27 protein-coding genes are annotated in these 12,810 nt (G+C 54.6%); all 27 read left to right on the top strand.

The genetic code is table 11. The features are described 5' to 3' along the window. Positions 1 to 399, top strand: a 399-nt coding sequence (locus tag HDC30_RS18420) for an elongation factor Tu (RefSeq protein ID WP_183784280.1), incomplete at its 5' end; no start/stop codon positions are given. A 158-nt stretch (positions 400 to 557) separates the two neighbouring features. After that, complete coding sequence (gene rpsJ / locus HDC30_RS18415; RefSeq protein WP_003186070.1) at positions 558 to 869, top strand: 30S ribosomal protein S10; 312 nt, start codon at positions 558 to 560, stop codon at positions 867 to 869. 80 nt (positions 870 to 949) lie between these two features. Then, positions 950 to 1,585: a 50S ribosomal protein L3 gene (gene rplC / locus HDC30_RS18410; RefSeq protein ID WP_003228738.1), complete on the top strand. Its 636-nt coding sequence runs from the start codon at positions 950 to 952 to the stop codon at positions 1,583 to 1,585. Between the two features lie 12 nt (positions 1,586 to 1,597). Next, a complete protein-coding gene (gene rplD / locus HDC30_RS18405; RefSeq protein WP_003228735.1) occupies positions 1,598 to 2,200 on the top strand; it encodes a 50S ribosomal protein L4 in 603 nt (200 codons plus the stop codon). Next, positions 2,197 to 2,496 (top strand): 50S ribosomal protein L23, encoded by a 300-nt coding sequence (gene rplW / locus HDC30_RS18400; RefSeq protein WP_002555488.1) that lies wholly within the window; start codon positions 2,197 to 2,199, stop codon positions 2,494 to 2,496. The genes rplD and rplW overlap by 4 nt, the downstream gene beginning before the upstream one ends. Before the next feature lie 14 nt (positions 2,497 to 2,510). Further along, positions 2,511 to 3,335 (top strand): 50S ribosomal protein L2, encoded by an 825-nt coding sequence (rplB, locus tag HDC30_RS18395; RefSeq protein WP_003228734.1) that lies wholly within the window; start codon positions 2,511 to 2,513, stop codon positions 3,333 to 3,335. A gap of 16 nt (positions 3,336 to 3,351) precedes the next feature. Beyond that, on the top strand, positions 3,352 to 3,627 hold the full coding sequence (rpsS, locus tag HDC30_RS18390) for a 30S ribosomal protein S19 (protein ID WP_003228731.1): 276 nt from the start codon (positions 3,352 to 3,354) through the stop codon (positions 3,625 to 3,627). A gap of 11 nt (positions 3,628 to 3,638) precedes the next feature. Next, positions 3,639 to 3,971: a 50S ribosomal protein L22 gene (gene rplV, locus HDC30_RS18385; protein ID WP_003103908.1), complete on the top strand. Its 333-nt coding sequence runs from the start codon at positions 3,639 to 3,641 to the stop codon at positions 3,969 to 3,971. Positions 3,972 to 3,984: 13 nt separating this feature from the next. After that, positions 3,985 to 4,671, top strand: a complete 687-nt coding sequence (gene rpsC / locus HDC30_RS18380; RefSeq protein ID WP_003176422.1) for a 30S ribosomal protein S3 — start codon at positions 3,985 to 3,987, stop codon at positions 4,669 to 4,671. A gap of 12 nt (positions 4,672 to 4,683) precedes the next feature. Next, positions 4,684 to 5,097 (top strand): 50S ribosomal protein L16, encoded by a 414-nt coding sequence (gene rplP, locus HDC30_RS18375; protein ID WP_003228729.1) that lies wholly within the window; start codon positions 4,684 to 4,686, stop codon positions 5,095 to 5,097. Then, a complete protein-coding gene (gene rpmC / locus HDC30_RS18370) occupies positions 5,097 to 5,288 on the top strand; it encodes a 50S ribosomal protein L29 (RefSeq protein ID WP_002555481.1) in 192 nt (63 codons plus the stop codon). The genes rplP and rpmC overlap by 1 nt, the downstream gene beginning before the upstream one ends. Positions 5,289 to 5,290: 2 nt before the next feature. Beyond that, complete coding sequence (rpsQ, locus tag HDC30_RS18365) at positions 5,291 to 5,557, top strand: 30S ribosomal protein S17 (RefSeq protein ID WP_003194644.1); 267 nt, start codon at positions 5,291 to 5,293, stop codon at positions 5,555 to 5,557. A gap of 23 nt (positions 5,558 to 5,580) precedes the next feature. Further along, positions 5,581 to 5,949, top strand: a complete 369-nt coding sequence (gene rplN / locus HDC30_RS18360; protein ID WP_002555479.1) for a 50S ribosomal protein L14 — start codon at positions 5,581 to 5,583, stop codon at positions 5,947 to 5,949. An 11-nt stretch (positions 5,950 to 5,960) separates the two neighbouring features. After that, complete coding sequence (gene rplX / locus HDC30_RS18355; protein ID WP_003186046.1) at positions 5,961 to 6,275, top strand: 50S ribosomal protein L24; 315 nt, start codon at positions 5,961 to 5,963, stop codon at positions 6,273 to 6,275. 20 nt (positions 6,276 to 6,295) lie between these two features. Then, positions 6,296 to 6,835: a 50S ribosomal protein L5 gene (gene rplE / locus HDC30_RS18350; RefSeq protein WP_003210069.1), complete on the top strand. Its 540-nt coding sequence runs from the start codon at positions 6,296 to 6,298 to the stop codon at positions 6,833 to 6,835. A gap of 13 nt (positions 6,836 to 6,848) precedes the next feature. Continuing rightward, entirely contained in the window at positions 6,849 to 7,154 is a 306-nt protein-coding gene (rpsN, locus tag HDC30_RS18345) for a 30S ribosomal protein S14 (RefSeq protein WP_003228726.1), read from the top strand. 209 nt (positions 7,155 to 7,363) lie between these two features. Further along, positions 7,364 to 7,756, top strand: a complete 393-nt coding sequence (rpsH, locus tag HDC30_RS18340; RefSeq protein WP_007966178.1) for a 30S ribosomal protein S8 — start codon at positions 7,364 to 7,366, stop codon at positions 7,754 to 7,756. A 12-nt stretch (positions 7,757 to 7,768) separates the two neighbouring features. Beyond that, positions 7,769 to 8,302: a 50S ribosomal protein L6 gene (gene rplF / locus HDC30_RS18335; protein WP_007966176.1), complete on the top strand. Its 534-nt coding sequence runs from the start codon at positions 7,769 to 7,771 to the stop codon at positions 8,300 to 8,302. Positions 8,303 to 8,312: 10 nt separating this feature from the next. After that, positions 8,313 to 8,663: a 50S ribosomal protein L18 gene (gene rplR, locus HDC30_RS18330; RefSeq protein ID WP_003186037.1), complete on the top strand. Its 351-nt coding sequence runs from the start codon at positions 8,313 to 8,315 to the stop codon at positions 8,661 to 8,663. 3 nt (positions 8,664 to 8,666) lie between these two features. Continuing rightward, entirely contained in the window at positions 8,667 to 9,167 is a 501-nt protein-coding gene (gene rpsE / locus HDC30_RS18325; RefSeq protein WP_003176409.1) for a 30S ribosomal protein S5, read from the top strand. 2 nt (positions 9,168 to 9,169) lie between these two features. Beyond that, entirely contained in the window at positions 9,170 to 9,346 is a 177-nt protein-coding gene (gene rpmD, locus HDC30_RS18320; RefSeq protein ID WP_003176408.1) for a 50S ribosomal protein L30, read from the top strand. A gap of 3 nt (positions 9,347 to 9,349) precedes the next feature. Then, a complete protein-coding gene (gene rplO / locus HDC30_RS18315; protein ID WP_003228720.1) occupies positions 9,350 to 9,787 on the top strand; it encodes a 50S ribosomal protein L15 in 438 nt (145 codons plus the stop codon). Then, positions 9,788 to 11,116, top strand: a complete 1,329-nt coding sequence (secY, locus tag HDC30_RS18310; RefSeq protein ID WP_003228718.1) for a preprotein translocase subunit SecY — start codon at positions 9,788 to 9,790, stop codon at positions 11,114 to 11,116. It abuts the gene before it with no gap. A gap of 27 nt (positions 11,117 to 11,143) precedes the next feature. After that, entirely contained in the window at positions 11,144 to 11,260 is a 117-nt protein-coding gene (rpmJ, locus tag HDC30_RS18305; RefSeq protein ID WP_002555468.1) for a 50S ribosomal protein L36, read from the top strand. Positions 11,261 to 11,390: 130 nt separating this feature from the next. Continuing rightward, a complete protein-coding gene (rpsM, locus tag HDC30_RS18300) occupies positions 11,391 to 11,747 on the top strand; it encodes a 30S ribosomal protein S13 (RefSeq protein WP_008374135.1) in 357 nt (118 codons plus the stop codon). Between the two features lie 30 nt (positions 11,748 to 11,777). Further along, positions 11,778 to 12,167, top strand: a complete 390-nt coding sequence (gene rpsK, locus HDC30_RS18295; protein ID WP_002555466.1) for a 30S ribosomal protein S11 — start codon at positions 11,778 to 11,780, stop codon at positions 12,165 to 12,167. A gap of 18 nt (positions 12,168 to 12,185) precedes the next feature. After that, entirely contained in the window at positions 12,186 to 12,806 is a 621-nt protein-coding gene (gene rpsD / locus HDC30_RS18290; protein WP_003176404.1) for a 30S ribosomal protein S4, read from the top strand. Positions 12,807 to 12,810: the final 4 nt, after the last annotated feature.

Genomic DNA, 12,810 nt, shown 5'->3' with positions numbered 1-12,810 from the left:
CGCAAGCTGCTCGACGAAGGTCGTGCTGGCGAGAACTGCGGCGTTCTGCTGCGTGGTACCAAGCGTGACGACGTTGAGCGTGGTCAGGTTCTGGTCAAGCCAGGTTCGGTTAAGCCGCACACCAAGTTCACCGCAGAAGTTTACGTTCTGAGCAAGGAAGAAGGCGGTCGTCACACTCCGTTCTTCAAAGGCTACCGTCCACAGTTCTACTTCCGTACTACTGACGTGACTGGTAACTGCGAGCTGCCAGAAGGCGTTGAAATGGTAATGCCAGGTGACAACATTCAGATGACTGTTACCCTGATCAAAACCATCGCGATGGAAGACGGTCTGCGTTTCGCTATCCGTGAAGGCGGTCGTACCGTCGGCGCTGGCGTCGTAGCCAAAATCATCGAGTAATTCTCTTTTATAGAGTCTGCTTGATGAAGTGAAAAAGCCCCCGCTCAGCGGGGGCTTTTTTATTGGGTTGACACCTATCTGGGGCGTCTATAGAATTGCGCCTCCTTTTAACGGGCGTATTGCGCCCGGTGGGAATAGCAGCCGGAGTCTGAAATCCAATGCAAAATCAGCAAATCCGTATCAGGTTGAAGGCTTTCGACCATCGCCTGATCGACCAATCAACCCAGGAAATCGTGGAAACCGCGAAACGTACTGGTGCTCAAGTGCGTGGTCCAATTCCACTGCCTACCCGTAAAGAGCGGTTCACCGTTCTGGTTTCCCCGCACGTCAACAAAGACGCGCGTGACCAGTACGAAATCCGCACTCATAAGCGCGTTCTGGACATCGTCCAGCCAACGGATAAAACCGTTGATGCTCTTATGAAGCTTGATCTTGCGGCCGGTGTGGAAGTGCAGATCAGCCTCGGCTAAGACTCGGTCTTGGTCGTGTAACGCTCTGAAATGGGCGGCCATAGCGGGTGAAAGCCCCGTACACTCATGAGGTTTACAACATGACTATTGGTGTAGTCGGTCGTAAATGCGGTATGACCCGTATTTTCACCGAAGAAGGTGTCTCCATTCCGGTCACGGTCATTGAGATCGAGCCGAATCGCGTCACCCAGTTCAAAACTGAAGAGACCGATGGCTATCGTGCAGTGCAAGTCACTGTCGGCGAGCGTCGTGCTTCGCGTGTAACAGCAGCTCAAGCTGGTCACTTCGCTAAAGCGAACGTTGCCGCTGGTCGCACCACCATGGAATTCCGACTTGAAGAAGGCGAGTACCAGGCTGGCGATCTGATCAACGCTGAAATCTTCGCCGCTGGTCAACTGGTTGATGTAACCGGTCAGTCCAAGGGTAAAGGCTTCCAGGGTACGATCAAGCGTTGGAATTTCCGCGGGCAAGATAACACCCACGGTAACTCCGTATCCCACCGCGTCCCAGGCTCTATCGGCCAGTGCCAGACTCCTGGTCGTGTATTCAAGGGCAAAAAAATGTCCGGTCATATGGGCGCTGAGCGCGTGACCGTGCAGTCCCTGGAAGTAGTGCGCGTGGACGCTGAACGCAATCTGTTGTTGGTCAAGGGCGCTGTTCCTGGCGCTACTGGCGGCAACCTGGTTGTACGTCCAGCAGCCAAGGCTCGCGGTTAAGGGGAAGCTGACATGCAATTAAATGTAAATGACGCTCAAGCGATCGAAGTTTCCGAACTGACATTTGGCGGCGAGTTCAACGAGACGCTGGTTCACCAAGCAGTCGTGGCCTACATGGCCGGCGGCCGTCAAGGTAGCAAGCAGCAAAAGACCCGTTCCGACGTTCGTGGTGGCGGTAAGCGCCCATGGCGTCAGAAAGGTACTGGCCGTGCTCGTGCCGGTACTATCCGTAGCCCAATCTGGCGTGGCGGCGGTACCACTTTCGCAGCTCGTCCACAGGATCACTCCCAGAAGCTGAACAAGAAGATGTATCGCGCAGCAATGCGTTCCATCCTTGCTGAGCTGGTGCGTACTGATCGTCTGGTCGTGGTTCAGGATTTCGCTGTTGAAACTCCGAAAACCAAAGATCTGCTGGGCAAGCTGAACAACATGAGCCTGACCGATGTTCTCATCGTGTCGGACGCTGTTGATCAGAACCTGTACCTGGCTGCTCGTAACCTGCCACACGTAGATGTACGTGACGTGCAAGGTTCCGATCCAGTTAGTCTGATCGCATACGACAAGGTGTTGATCACCGTGTCGGCCGTGAAGAAATTCGAGGAGCTGCTGGGATGAACCAGGAACGCGTATTTAAAGTTCTGCTTGGCCCGCACGTTTCCGAGAAGGCTACGGTTCTGGCAGACAAGAAAGGCCAGTTCGTTTTCAAGGTTGCTACTGATGCAACCAAGCTGGAAATCAAGAAGGCCGTCGAAAGCCTGTTCAGCGTGAAAGTAGAGCGCGTCACTACCCTGAACGTTCTGGGTAAGAGCAAGCGCACTGCTCGCGGTCTGGGCAAGCGTAATGACTGGAAGAAGGCAGTTATCTCCCTTCAGCCAGGCCAAGATCTCGATTTCAGCAGCAGTGCTGAGTAAGGAAGGGGTGCATCATGGCAATCGTTAAATGCAAACCGACTTCCCCTGGCCGCCGTTTTGTGGTCAAGGTGGTCAACCAGGAGCTGCATAAAGGCGCTCCTCACGCACCGCTGCTCGAGAAAAAATCGAAGACTGGTGGTCGTAACAACAATGGCCGTATTACCACTCGTCACATCGGTGGTGGTCATAAGCAGCATTACCGTATGGTCGATTTCCGTCGCAACGACAAAGATGGCATCGTCGCCACTGTCGAGCGTATCGAATACGATCCAAACCGTACTGCTCACATTGCACTGCTCTGCTACGCAGACGGCGAGCGTCGCTACATCATCGCCCCTAAAGGCGTGAGTGCTGGCGACCAGCTGATCGCAGGCGCTCTGGCTCCAATCAAGCCAGGCAACGCTCTGCAACTGCGCAACATTCCAGTCGGTTCTACCGTACACGGCATCGAACTGAAGCCAGGTAAAGGCGCACAGATCGCTCGTTCCGCTGGTGCTTCGGCTCAGCTGATCGCTCGTGAAGGCGTGTACGTTACCCTGCGTCTGCGTTCAGGTGAAATGCGTAAAGTCCTGGCTGAATGTCGTGCGACCCTGGGCGAAGTCTCGAACTCCGAGCATAGCCTGCGTTCGCTGGGTAAAGCTGGTGCCAAACGCTGGCGTGGCGTTCGCCCAACCGTTCGTGGTGTTGCCATGAACCCGGTTGACCACCCACATGGTGGTGGTGAAGGTCGTACCTCTGGTGGTCGTCATCCGGTATCGCCATGGGGCTTCCCGACTAAGGGCGCGAAGACTCGTGGTAATAAGCGTACCGACAAAATGATCGTCCGTCGTCGCAAGTAAATAGAGGGATACGACAGTGCCACGTTCTCTGAAAAAAGGTCCTTTTATTGATCTTCACCTACTGAAGAAGATCGAAGTGGCGGCGGAAAAGAACGATCGCAAACCAATTAAGACTTGGTCGCGTCGTTCGATGATCCTGCCACAAATGGTCGGTCTGACCATCGCAGTACACAACGGCCGTCAGCACGTCCCAGTTCTCGTGAACGAAGACATGGTTGGCCATAAACTGGGCGAGTTCGCCGGTACCCGCACTTATCGTGGGCACGTGGCTGACAAGAAAGCCAAGCGTTAAGGGGTAAGGAAATGGAAGTAGCCGCTAAGTTGTCGGGCGCTCGAATCTCCGCCCAGAAAGCCCGCTTGGTCGCCGACCAGATCCGCGGGAAGAAGGTGGGCGAAGCGCTCAACCTGTTGGCTTTCAGCAGTAAGAAAGCCGCCGAGATCATGAAGAAAGTGCTGGAGTCGGCCGTAGCCAACGCCGAGCATAACGAAGGCGCAGACGTTGATGACCTGAAGGTCAGCACCGTTTTCGTCAACGAAGGGCGTTCGCTGAAGCGCATCATGCCACGTGCCAAAGGCCGTGCTGATCGCATCGTCAAGCGGTCTTGCCATATCACTGTCAAGGTTGCTGACAAGTAACGGAGTCGAAGAGATGGGTCAGAAAGTACATCCCATTGGCATTCGCCTGGGAATCGTCAAGGAGCACACCTCCGTCTGGTACGCAGACGGTCGGACTTATGCGGACTACTTGTTCGCAGATCTGAAAGTGCGTGAGTATCTCCAAGACAAACTAAAAAGCGCGTCCGTAAGCCGTATCGATATCCATCGTCCGGCCCAAACTGCACGCATCACCATCCACACCGCTCGTCCAGGTATCGTTATCGGGAAGAAAGGTGAAGATGTTGAGAAACTGCGTCAGGACCTGACCAAGCAAATGGGTGTGCCTGTGCACATCAATATCGAAGAGATCCGCAAGCCGGAGCTCGACGGTATGCTGGTTGCGCAGAGCGTAGCTCAGCAGCTGGAGCGTCGTGTAATGTTCCGTCGCGCTATGAAGCGCGCAGTACAGAACGCCATGCGCATTGGTGCCAAAGGCATCAAAATCCAAGTGAGCGGTCGTCTCGGCGGTGCTGAAATCGCACGTACTGAATGGTATCGCGAAGGTCGTGTGCCACTGCACACCCTGCGTGCCGACATCGACTATGCCAACTACGAAGCTCACACCACTTACGGTGTGATCGGTGTAAAGGTTTGGATCTTCAAAGGCGAAGTAATTGGTGGTCGCCAAGAAGAGCTGAAGCCACAAGCACCAGCGCCTCGTAAAAAAGCTGCTAAGTAAGGGGTACGCCAAATGTTGCAACCAAAGCGTACGAAGTTCCGCAAGCAGATGACCGGCCACAACCGTGGTCTGGCACTGCGCGGTAGCAAAGTCAGCTTCGGCGAGTTCGCGCTGAAGTCTGTTGCTCGTGGTCGTCTCACCGCTCGTCAGATCGAGTCAGCGCGTCGTGCTCTGACCCGTCACGTAAAACGTGGTGGCAAGATCTGGATCCGTGTATTCCCGGACAAGCCGATCTCCAAGAAACCTCTCGAGGTTCGTATGGGTAAAGGTAAGGGTAACGTGGAGTACTGGGTTGCCCAGATTCAGCCAGGCAAAGTCCTGTATGAAATCGAGGGTGTTTCTGAAGAGCTGGCGCGTGAGGCTTTCGCCCTGGCTGCTGCAAAGCTGCCGCTCGCCACCTCCTTTGTTAAACGGACGGTGATGTGATGAAAGCGAATGAACTTCGTGAAAAATCCGCACAGCAGCTGAACGAGCAACTGCTCGGCTTGCTGCGCGACCAGTTCAATCTGCGTATGCAGAAAGCAACTGGCCAGTTGGGGCAGTCTCATCTGCTCTCGCAAGTTAAGCGTGACATCGCTCGCGTGAAGACTGTGCTCAACCAGCAGGCAGGTAAGTGATCATGGCTGAAGCCGAAAAAACTGTCCGTACGCTGACTGGCCGTGTTGTCAGCGACAAGATGGACAAAACCATCACCGTTCTGATCGAGCGTCGCGTTAAGCACCCGATCTACGGTAAATACGTTAAGCGTTCGACTAAGCTGCACGCGCACGACGAAACCAATCAGTGCCACATCGGCGACAAAGTCACTATTCGTGAAACTCGTCCGATGGCCAAGACCAAGTCTTGGGCGCTGGTTGATGTTCTCGAACGCGCTGTGGAAGTCTAAGGGCTAGGGGTCGGAGAAATTATATGATTCAGACTCAATCCATGCTCGATGTGGCCGATAACAGCGGCGCTCGCCGCGTTATGTGCATCAAGGTGCTGGGTGGCTCCCATCGTCGTTACGCTGGTATCGGTGACATCATCAAAGTTACCGTCAAGGAAGCAATTCCTCGCGGTAAAGTGAAAAAAGGCCAAGTGATGACTGCTGTTGTAGTCCGCACTCGTCACGGCGTACGTCGTGCTGATGGCTCCATTATCCGCTTTGATGGCAACGCTGCTGTTCTTCTGAACAACAAGCAAGAGCCGATCGGCACCCGTATCTTTGGGCCAGTGACCCGTGAACTTCGTACTGAGAAGTTCATGAAGATCGTCTCGCTCGCCCCAGAAGTGCTGTAAGGAGATCCGACATGCAAAAGATTCGTCGTGACGACGAGATCATCGTGATCGCCGGCAAAGACAAAGGTAAGCGCGGTAAGGTGCTGAAGGTTCTTGCTGACAACCGTCTGGTTGTTGGTGGTCTGAACCTGGTCAAGCGTCATACCAAGCCTAACCCGATGTCGGGCGTACAGGGCGGTATCGTCGAGAAAGAAGCGCCACTGCACGCTTCCAACGTCGCCATCTTCAACGGCGAAACCAACAAGGCTGACCGCGTTGGTTTCAAAGTAGAAGACGGTAAGAAAATTCGTGTCTTCAAGTCGACCCAAAAAGCGGTTGATGCTTGAACACTGCTAGGTAGAAGACCATGGCACGACTAAAAGAGATTTACCGGAAGGAAATCGCTCCGAAACTTAAGGAAGAACTTAAGCTTTCGAACGTGATGGAAGTTCCGCGCGTTACCAAAATCACCCTGAACATGGGTCTGGGCGAAGCGATCGGCGACAAAAAAGTCATCGAGCACGCTGTTGCTGACCTGGAAAAGATCACCGGCCAAAAAGTCGTTGTGACCTACGCTCGTAAATCCATTGCTGGCTTTAAAGTCCGTGAAGGATGGCCGATCGGCGTCAAAGTGACTCTGCGCCGTGAGCGTATGTACGAGTTCCTGGATCGTCTGCTGTCGATCTCCCTGCCTCGGGTTCGCGACTTCCGCGGCCTGAATGCCAAGTCCTTCGATGGTCGTGGCAACTACAGCATGGGCGTGAAAGAGCAGATCATTTTCCCGGAAATCGACTACGACAAGATCGATGCTCTCCGCGGTCTGGACATTACCCTGACCACCACTGCCAAGAACGATGATGAAGGCCGCGCTCTGCTGCGTGCTTTCAAATTCCCGTTCCGCAACTGATTGGAGTAGGAAAATGGCCAAGAAGAGCATGAAAAACCGTGAGCTGAAGCGTCAGCTCACTGTTGCCAAGTACGCCACCAAGCGTGCAGCGCTGAAAGCTATCATCGTTGATCTGAACGCAAGTCCAGAAGCGCGTTGGGAAGCTACCGTAGCTCTGCAGAAGCAACCACGTGACGCAAGCGCTTCGCGCATGCGTAACCGTTGCCGCCTGACTGGTCGTCCGCACGGCGTTTACCGCAAGTTCGGCCTGGGCCGTAACAAACTGCGTGAAGCGGCAATGCGTGGTGACGTTCCAGGTCTGGTTAAAGCCAGCTGGTAATCGCTGTCAAAGCCTTGATGGTCGGGTTCGCAAGAACCTGACCATCGGTGGCCTTGAATCTGAATCAAGCCCCTTTTGGGGCTTGATTCATTTCTGGGGTGTGTCTAGAATGACCGGCTCGCCTGAGCCCGTGTTTTTCATGCCCGGAGTTTCTCGGCGACATGTAGTAGCCGCAAGGCTAATTTTTCTGTATTAGGAGCGTCTAGCCCATGAGTATGCAGGACCCGTTAGCGGACATGCTAACTCGAATCCGTAATGCCCAGATGGCTGAAAAGTCTGTCGTAAGCATGCCGTCTTCCACGTTGAAGGTGGCTGTAGCAAAAGTCCTGAAGGACGAAGGTTACATCGCGGATTTTCAGATCACCACCGACGCTAAGCCGTCGTTGTCCATCTCGCTGAAATACTTCGAAGGCCGTCCGGTCATCGAGGAAGTGAAGCGCGTTAGTCGTCCAGGCCTGCGTCAGTACAAGTCCGTTGAAGATCTGCCGAAAGTTCGTGGCGGTCTTGGCGTGTCTATCGTCTCCACCAACAAAGGTGTGATGACGGATCGTGCTGCGCGCGCTGCCGGTGTCGGCGGCGAAGTTCTTTGCACTGTGTTCTAAGGGGGGATAAGCATGTCTCGCGTCGCTAAGAACCCCGTTAAGCTGCCAGCCGGTGTCGAAGTAAAATTCGCAGGCCAACAGCTTTCGGTGAAGGGTGCCAAGGGTACTCTTGAACTGAACATCCATTCGTCCGTTGAGATCGTTGAAGAAGCTGGTGAGCTGCGTTTCGCTGCTCGCAATGGCGATCAACAGACTCGCGCAATGGCCGGTACCACGCGTGCGTTGGTAAACAACATGGTCCAAGGCGTAAGCCAAGGCTTCGAGCGCAAGCTCCAGCTGGTCGGTGTTGGTTACAAAGCGCAAGCAAAAGGTCAGGTGCTGAACCTGGCTCTTGGCTTCTCGCACCCAGTGGATTACGAACTGCCGCAAGGCATCACCGCTGAGACTCCTAGCCAGACCGATATCCTGATCAAGGGCATCGATAAACAGCTGGTAGGTCAAGTGGCCGCTGAGATCCGCGACTTCCGTCCACCAGAGCCGTACAAAGGCAAAGGTGTGCGCTACGCGGACGAAGTCGTCCGTCGTAAAGAAGCCAAGAAGAAGTAGGGCATAGCAAATGACCGACAAAAAAGTTACTCGACTGCGTCGCGCTCGCAAAGCACGCCTGAAAATGCACGAACTCGAAGTCGTGCGTCTCTGCGTGTTCCGCTCGTCGCAGCACATCTACGCCCAGGTCATCTCGGCCGACGGCAACAAAGTCCTGGCAAGCGCCTCGACTTTGGATAAAGAACTGCGTGATGGCGCCACTGGCAACATCGACGCGGCCACAAAGGTTGGCCAGCTGGTCGCTACGCGTGCTAAGGCCGCTGGCGTCTCGCAAGTGGCTTTCGACCGCTCTGGCTTCAAGTACCATGGCCGCGTTAAAGCGCTGGCTGATGCTGCTCGTGAAGCTGGGCTGGAGTTCTAAGTTATGTCAAATAACGACCAAAAGCGCGACGAAGGCTACATTGAGAAGCTGGTTCAAGTTAACCGCGTAGCCAAAACCGTTAAAGGCGGCCGTATCTTCACTTTCACCGCGTTGACCGTGGTTGGTGATGGTAAAGGGCGTGTTGGCTTCGGCCGTGGCAAGTCGCGTGAAGTGCCTGCTGCGATCCAGAAGGCAATGGAAGCTGCTCGCCGCAACATGATTCAAGTTGACCTGAACGGCACTACCCTGCAGTACGCAATGAAGTCCGCTCACGGCGCTTCGAAGGTGTACATGCAGCCTGCTTCTGAAGGTACCGGTATCATCGCTGGCGGCGCTATGCGTGCTGTCCTCGAAGTTGCTGGCGTTCAGAACGTTCTGGCCAAGTGCTACGGCTCGACTAACCCGGTAAACGTGGTTCACGCCACTTTCAAAGGTCTGAAAGCCATGCAATCTCCTGAGTCCATCGCTGCCAAGCGTGGCCTGACTGTCAAGGAGATCTTCTGATCATGGCTACCGTTAAAGTTACGCTGATCAAAAGCATGACCGGCCGCATCCCTAACCACAAACTGTGCGTTAAGGGTCTGGGTCTGCGTCGCATCGGTCACACTGTAGAAGTCCAGGATACTCCCGAGAATCGCGGGATGATCAACAAGGCTTACTACATGCTGCGTGTCGAGGGTTAATCGATGAAACTCAATGATCTGAGTCCAGCGCCGGGTTCCCGTCGCGAAAAGCATCGTCCGGGCCGTGGTATCGGTAGCGGTTTGGGTAAGACTGGTGGCCGTGGCCACAAAGGTCAAACCTCCCGCTCCGGTGGCACTATTGCTCCAGGCTTTGAAGGCGGTCAACAGCCGCTGCATCGTCGCCTGCCGAAGTTCGGTTTCGTTTCCCTGAAAGCCATGGACCGCGCAGAAGTGCGTCTGTCCGAGCTGGCCAAAGTGGAAGGCGACATCGTCACCGTGCAGTCCCTGAAAGATGCCAACGTGATCAACGTCAACGTACAGCGTGTGAAAATCATGCTGTCCGGTGAAGTGACTCGCGCTGTCACTATCGGCAAGGGAATCGGCGCCACCAAAGGTGCGCGTGCGGCTATCGAAGCAGCTGGCGGCAAGTTCGAGGAATAAATGGCTAAGCAAGGTGCTCTCTCTGCGCTCGGCAAAGGCGGTATGTCTGAACTCTGGGCTCGTCTGCGTTTTCTGTTCCTGGCGATTATCGTCTACCGAATAGGCGCACACATCCCGGTTCCAGGTATCAACCCGGACCGACTCGCAGACCTGTTTCGACAGAATGAGGGGACCATTCTTAGCTTGTTCAACATGTTCTCCGGCGGCGCGCTGGAACGGATGAGCATCTTTGCACTGGGGATCATGCCGTACATTTCGGCATCGATCATCATGCAACTGATGACCGCCGTCAGCCCGCAGCTGGAGCAGTTGAAGAAGGAAGGTGAAGCTGGCCGTCGCAAGATCAGCCAGTACACCCGCTACGGCACCGTCGTCCTCGCTCTCGTTCAGGCTATTGGCATGTCCATTGGTCTGGCGGGGCAGGGCGTTGCGTTCACTGGTGACTTTGGCTTCCATTTCGTCGCGGTATCCACTTTTGTGGCTGGTGCGATGTTCATGATGTGGCTGGGTGAGCAGATTACTGAGCGTGGTGTAGGCAACGGTATCTCGATGTTGATTTTTTCGGGTATCGTCGCCGGTCTTCCGAGAGCAATCGGGCAGTCTTTCGAGTCTGCGCGTCAGGGTGATATCAATATCTTTGCCTTGGTTGCCATCGGTTTGCTGGCAGTAGCGATTATCGGTTTCGTGGTGTTCATTGAGCGTGGCCAGCGTCGTATCGCTGTTCACTACGCCAAGCGTCAGCAGGGCCGCAAGGTTTTTGCTGCGCAGACAAGCCACTTGCCGCTGAAGGTGAACATGGCCGGTGTTATTCCGGCTATTTTCGCGAGCAGCATTTTGCTGTTCCCGGCTTCGTTGGGTGCCTGGTTTGGTCAGTCTGAAGGTATGGGCTGGTTGCAGGACATCTCGCAGTCGATCGCTCCTGGTCAGCCGTTGAATATTCTGCTGTTTAGTGCAGGGATTATTTTCTTCTGCTTCTTCTATACGGCGTTGATGTTCAATCCGAAAGACGTAGCGGAAAACCTGAAGAAGTCCGGTGCCTTTATTCCGGGCATCCGTCCAGGTGAGCAGTCTGCACGCTATATTGATGGCGTTCTGACTCGCTTGACCATGTTCGGTGCTCTTTACATGACGGCCGTGTGCCTGTTGCCCCAATTCCTGGTGGTTGCAGCAAACGTTCCGTTCTACCTTGGCGGGACCTCGTTGCTGATCGTGGTCGTGGTTGTGATGGACTTCATGTCCCAAGTACAATCGCACCTCGTTTCGCACCAGTACGAATCCCTGATGAAGAAAGCCAACCTGAAGGGTTACGGCAGCGGCATGTTGCGCTGAGTACCCATAAGGTTCGAGGAGTTGGTGATGAAAGTTCGTGCATCGGTGAAAAAGCTGTGCCGTAACTGCAAGATTATTCGCCGCGAAGGTGTTGTTCGAGTAATTTGCAGCGCGGAACCGCGTCACAAACAGCGCCAAGGCTGAGTGTGATTGTGCTTCAAGCCCGGCAGCTAGTGCGCTGCCGGGTTGATTATTTGTTATTACAGCGATATTATCTCGCGCCCTATTTCTTGGCTTCCGGGGCGTAGGTAGCTGTCAATTGGAGTCCCACTGAATGGCCCGTATTGCAGGCGTTAACATTCCAGATAACAAGCATACTGTTATCTCGCTGACCTACATCTATGGTGTCGGTCGCACTACTGCGCAGAAAATCTGTGCAGACACTGGGGTAAACCCAGCAGCAAAGATCAAAGATCTGAGCGACGAGCAAATTGAACAGCTGCGTGGCGAAGTGGCGAAGTTCACCACTGAAGGTGACCTGCGTCGCGAAATCAACATGAAAATCAAGCGCTTGATGGACCTCGGTTGCTATCGCGGTCTGCGTCATCGTCGCGGTCTTCCAGTACGCGGTCAGCGTACCAAGACCAACGCGCGTACCCGTAAAGGTCCGCGTAAGCCGATCCGCAAGTAATCGCCCCAGCGAATCGACAGGAATTTAATCATGGCAAAACCTGCTGCTCGTCCTCGTAAAAAAGTTAAAAAGACAGTGGTTGATGGCATCGCCCACATCCATGCTTCTTTTAACAACACCATCGTGACCATTACCGACCGTCAAGGTAACGCTCTTTCCTGGGCTACCTCCGGTGGTTCGGGTTTCCGCGGTTCCCGCAAGTCCACCCCGTTCGCTGCTCAAGTAGCTGCTGAGCGTGCTGGTCAAGCTGCGCTGGAATACGGCCTGAAAAACCTCGACGTTAACGTCAAGGGTCCAGGTCCAGGTCGTGAATCCGCAGTCCGCGCTTTGAACGGCTGTGGCTACAAGATCGCCAGCATCACCGACGTGACGCCAATCCCGCACAACGGGTGCCGTCCGCCGAAGAAGCGCCGCGTGTAATCCAGGAGATTGTAAAGAATGGCTCGTTACATTGGTCCAAAATGCAAACTCGCTCGTCGCGAAGGCACCGATCTCTTCCTGAAGAGCGGCGTGCGCGCGATCGAATCGAAGTGCAACATTGAAGCAGCACCTGGTATCCACGGCCAACGCCGCGGTCGCCAGTCCGACTACGGCACCCAACTGCGTGAAAAGCAGAAGGTCCGTCGTATCTACGGCGTTCTCGAGCGTCAGTTCAGCGGCTACTACAAAGAAGCTGCTGGCAAGAAAGGTGCAACCGGTGAAAACCTGCTGCAACTGCTCGAATGCCGTCTGGACAACGTTGTATACCGTATGGGCTTTGGTTCGACTCGTGCCGAATCCCGTCAGCTGGTATCGCACAAGTCGATCAGCGTTAACGGTCAGACCGTAAACGTTCCGTCGTATCAGGTTCGTGCTGGTGACGTGGTCGCAGTTCGCGAGAAAGCAAAAAACCAACTTCGCATTGTCCAAGCTCTCGATCTGTGTGCCCAACGTGGCCGCGTAGAATGGGTAGAAGTAGACACTGAGAAGAAGTCGGGCGTTTTCAAGAACGTTCCTGCTCGCAGTGATCTGTCCGCCGACATCAACGAAAGCCTGATTGTCGAGCTCTACTCCAAGTAAGGGC

Origin of the sequence: Pseudomonas sp. JAI115, from assembly GCF_014200835.1 — a bacterium.
Lineage (GTDB): Bacteria > Pseudomonadota > Gammaproteobacteria > Pseudomonadales > Pseudomonadaceae > Aquipseudomonas > Aquipseudomonas putida_A.
Note: the sequence above shows the minus strand (reverse complement) of the source record. Positions and strands in the feature narration are given on the sequence as shown.

What these genes read in the sequence shown, in the direction of transcription:
- rpsJ (WP_003186070.1), top strand. Translation starts at nt 558, where the DNA reads ATGCAAAATCAGCAAATCCGTATCAGGTTGAAGGCTTTCGACCATCGC.
- rplC (WP_003228738.1), top strand. Translation starts at nt 950, where the DNA reads ATGACTATTGGTGTAGTCGGTCGTAAATGCGGTATGACCCGTATTTTC.
- rplD (WP_003228735.1), top strand. Translation starts at nt 1,598, where the DNA reads ATGCAATTAAATGTAAATGACGCTCAAGCGATCGAAGTTTCCGAACTG.
- rplW (WP_002555488.1), top strand. Translation starts at nt 2,197, where the DNA reads ATGAACCAGGAACGCGTATTTAAAGTTCTGCTTGGCCCGCACGTTTCC.
- rplB (WP_003228734.1), top strand. Translation starts at nt 2,511, where the DNA reads ATGGCAATCGTTAAATGCAAACCGACTTCCCCTGGCCGCCGTTTTGTG.
- rplV (WP_003103908.1), top strand. Translation starts at nt 3,639, where the DNA reads ATGGAAGTAGCCGCTAAGTTGTCGGGCGCTCGAATCTCCGCCCAGAAA.
- rpsC (WP_003176422.1), top strand. Translation starts at nt 3,985, where the DNA reads ATGGGTCAGAAAGTACATCCCATTGGCATTCGCCTGGGAATCGTCAAG.
- rplP (WP_003228729.1), top strand. Translation starts at nt 4,684, where the DNA reads ATGTTGCAACCAAAGCGTACGAAGTTCCGCAAGCAGATGACCGGCCAC.
- rpmC (WP_002555481.1), top strand. Translation starts at nt 5,097, where the DNA reads ATGAAAGCGAATGAACTTCGTGAAAAATCCGCACAGCAGCTGAACGAG.
- rpsQ (WP_003194644.1), top strand. Translation starts at nt 5,291, where the DNA reads ATGGCTGAAGCCGAAAAAACTGTCCGTACGCTGACTGGCCGTGTTGTC.
- rplN (WP_002555479.1), top strand. Translation starts at nt 5,581, where the DNA reads ATGATTCAGACTCAATCCATGCTCGATGTGGCCGATAACAGCGGCGCT.
- rplX (WP_003186046.1), top strand. Translation starts at nt 5,961, where the DNA reads ATGCAAAAGATTCGTCGTGACGACGAGATCATCGTGATCGCCGGCAAA.
- rplE (WP_003210069.1), top strand. Translation starts at nt 6,296, where the DNA reads ATGGCACGACTAAAAGAGATTTACCGGAAGGAAATCGCTCCGAAACTT.
- rpsN (WP_003228726.1), top strand. Translation starts at nt 6,849, where the DNA reads ATGGCCAAGAAGAGCATGAAAAACCGTGAGCTGAAGCGTCAGCTCACT.
- rpsH (WP_007966178.1), top strand. Translation starts at nt 7,364, where the DNA reads ATGAGTATGCAGGACCCGTTAGCGGACATGCTAACTCGAATCCGTAAT.
- rplF (WP_007966176.1), top strand. Translation starts at nt 7,769, where the DNA reads ATGTCTCGCGTCGCTAAGAACCCCGTTAAGCTGCCAGCCGGTGTCGAA.
- rplR (WP_003186037.1), top strand. Translation starts at nt 8,313, where the DNA reads ATGACCGACAAAAAAGTTACTCGACTGCGTCGCGCTCGCAAAGCACGC.
- rpsE (WP_003176409.1), top strand. Translation starts at nt 8,667, where the DNA reads ATGTCAAATAACGACCAAAAGCGCGACGAAGGCTACATTGAGAAGCTG.
- rpmD (WP_003176408.1), top strand. Translation starts at nt 9,170, where the DNA reads ATGGCTACCGTTAAAGTTACGCTGATCAAAAGCATGACCGGCCGCATC.
- rplO (WP_003228720.1), top strand. Translation starts at nt 9,350, where the DNA reads ATGAAACTCAATGATCTGAGTCCAGCGCCGGGTTCCCGTCGCGAAAAG.
- secY (WP_003228718.1), top strand. Translation starts at nt 9,788, where the DNA reads ATGGCTAAGCAAGGTGCTCTCTCTGCGCTCGGCAAAGGCGGTATGTCT.
- rpmJ (WP_002555468.1), top strand. Translation starts at nt 11,144, where the DNA reads ATGAAAGTTCGTGCATCGGTGAAAAAGCTGTGCCGTAACTGCAAGATT.
- rpsM (WP_008374135.1), top strand. Translation starts at nt 11,391, where the DNA reads ATGGCCCGTATTGCAGGCGTTAACATTCCAGATAACAAGCATACTGTT.
- rpsK (WP_002555466.1), top strand. Translation starts at nt 11,778, where the DNA reads ATGGCAAAACCTGCTGCTCGTCCTCGTAAAAAAGTTAAAAAGACAGTG.
- rpsD (WP_003176404.1), top strand. Translation starts at nt 12,186, where the DNA reads ATGGCTCGTTACATTGGTCCAAAATGCAAACTCGCTCGTCGCGAAGGC.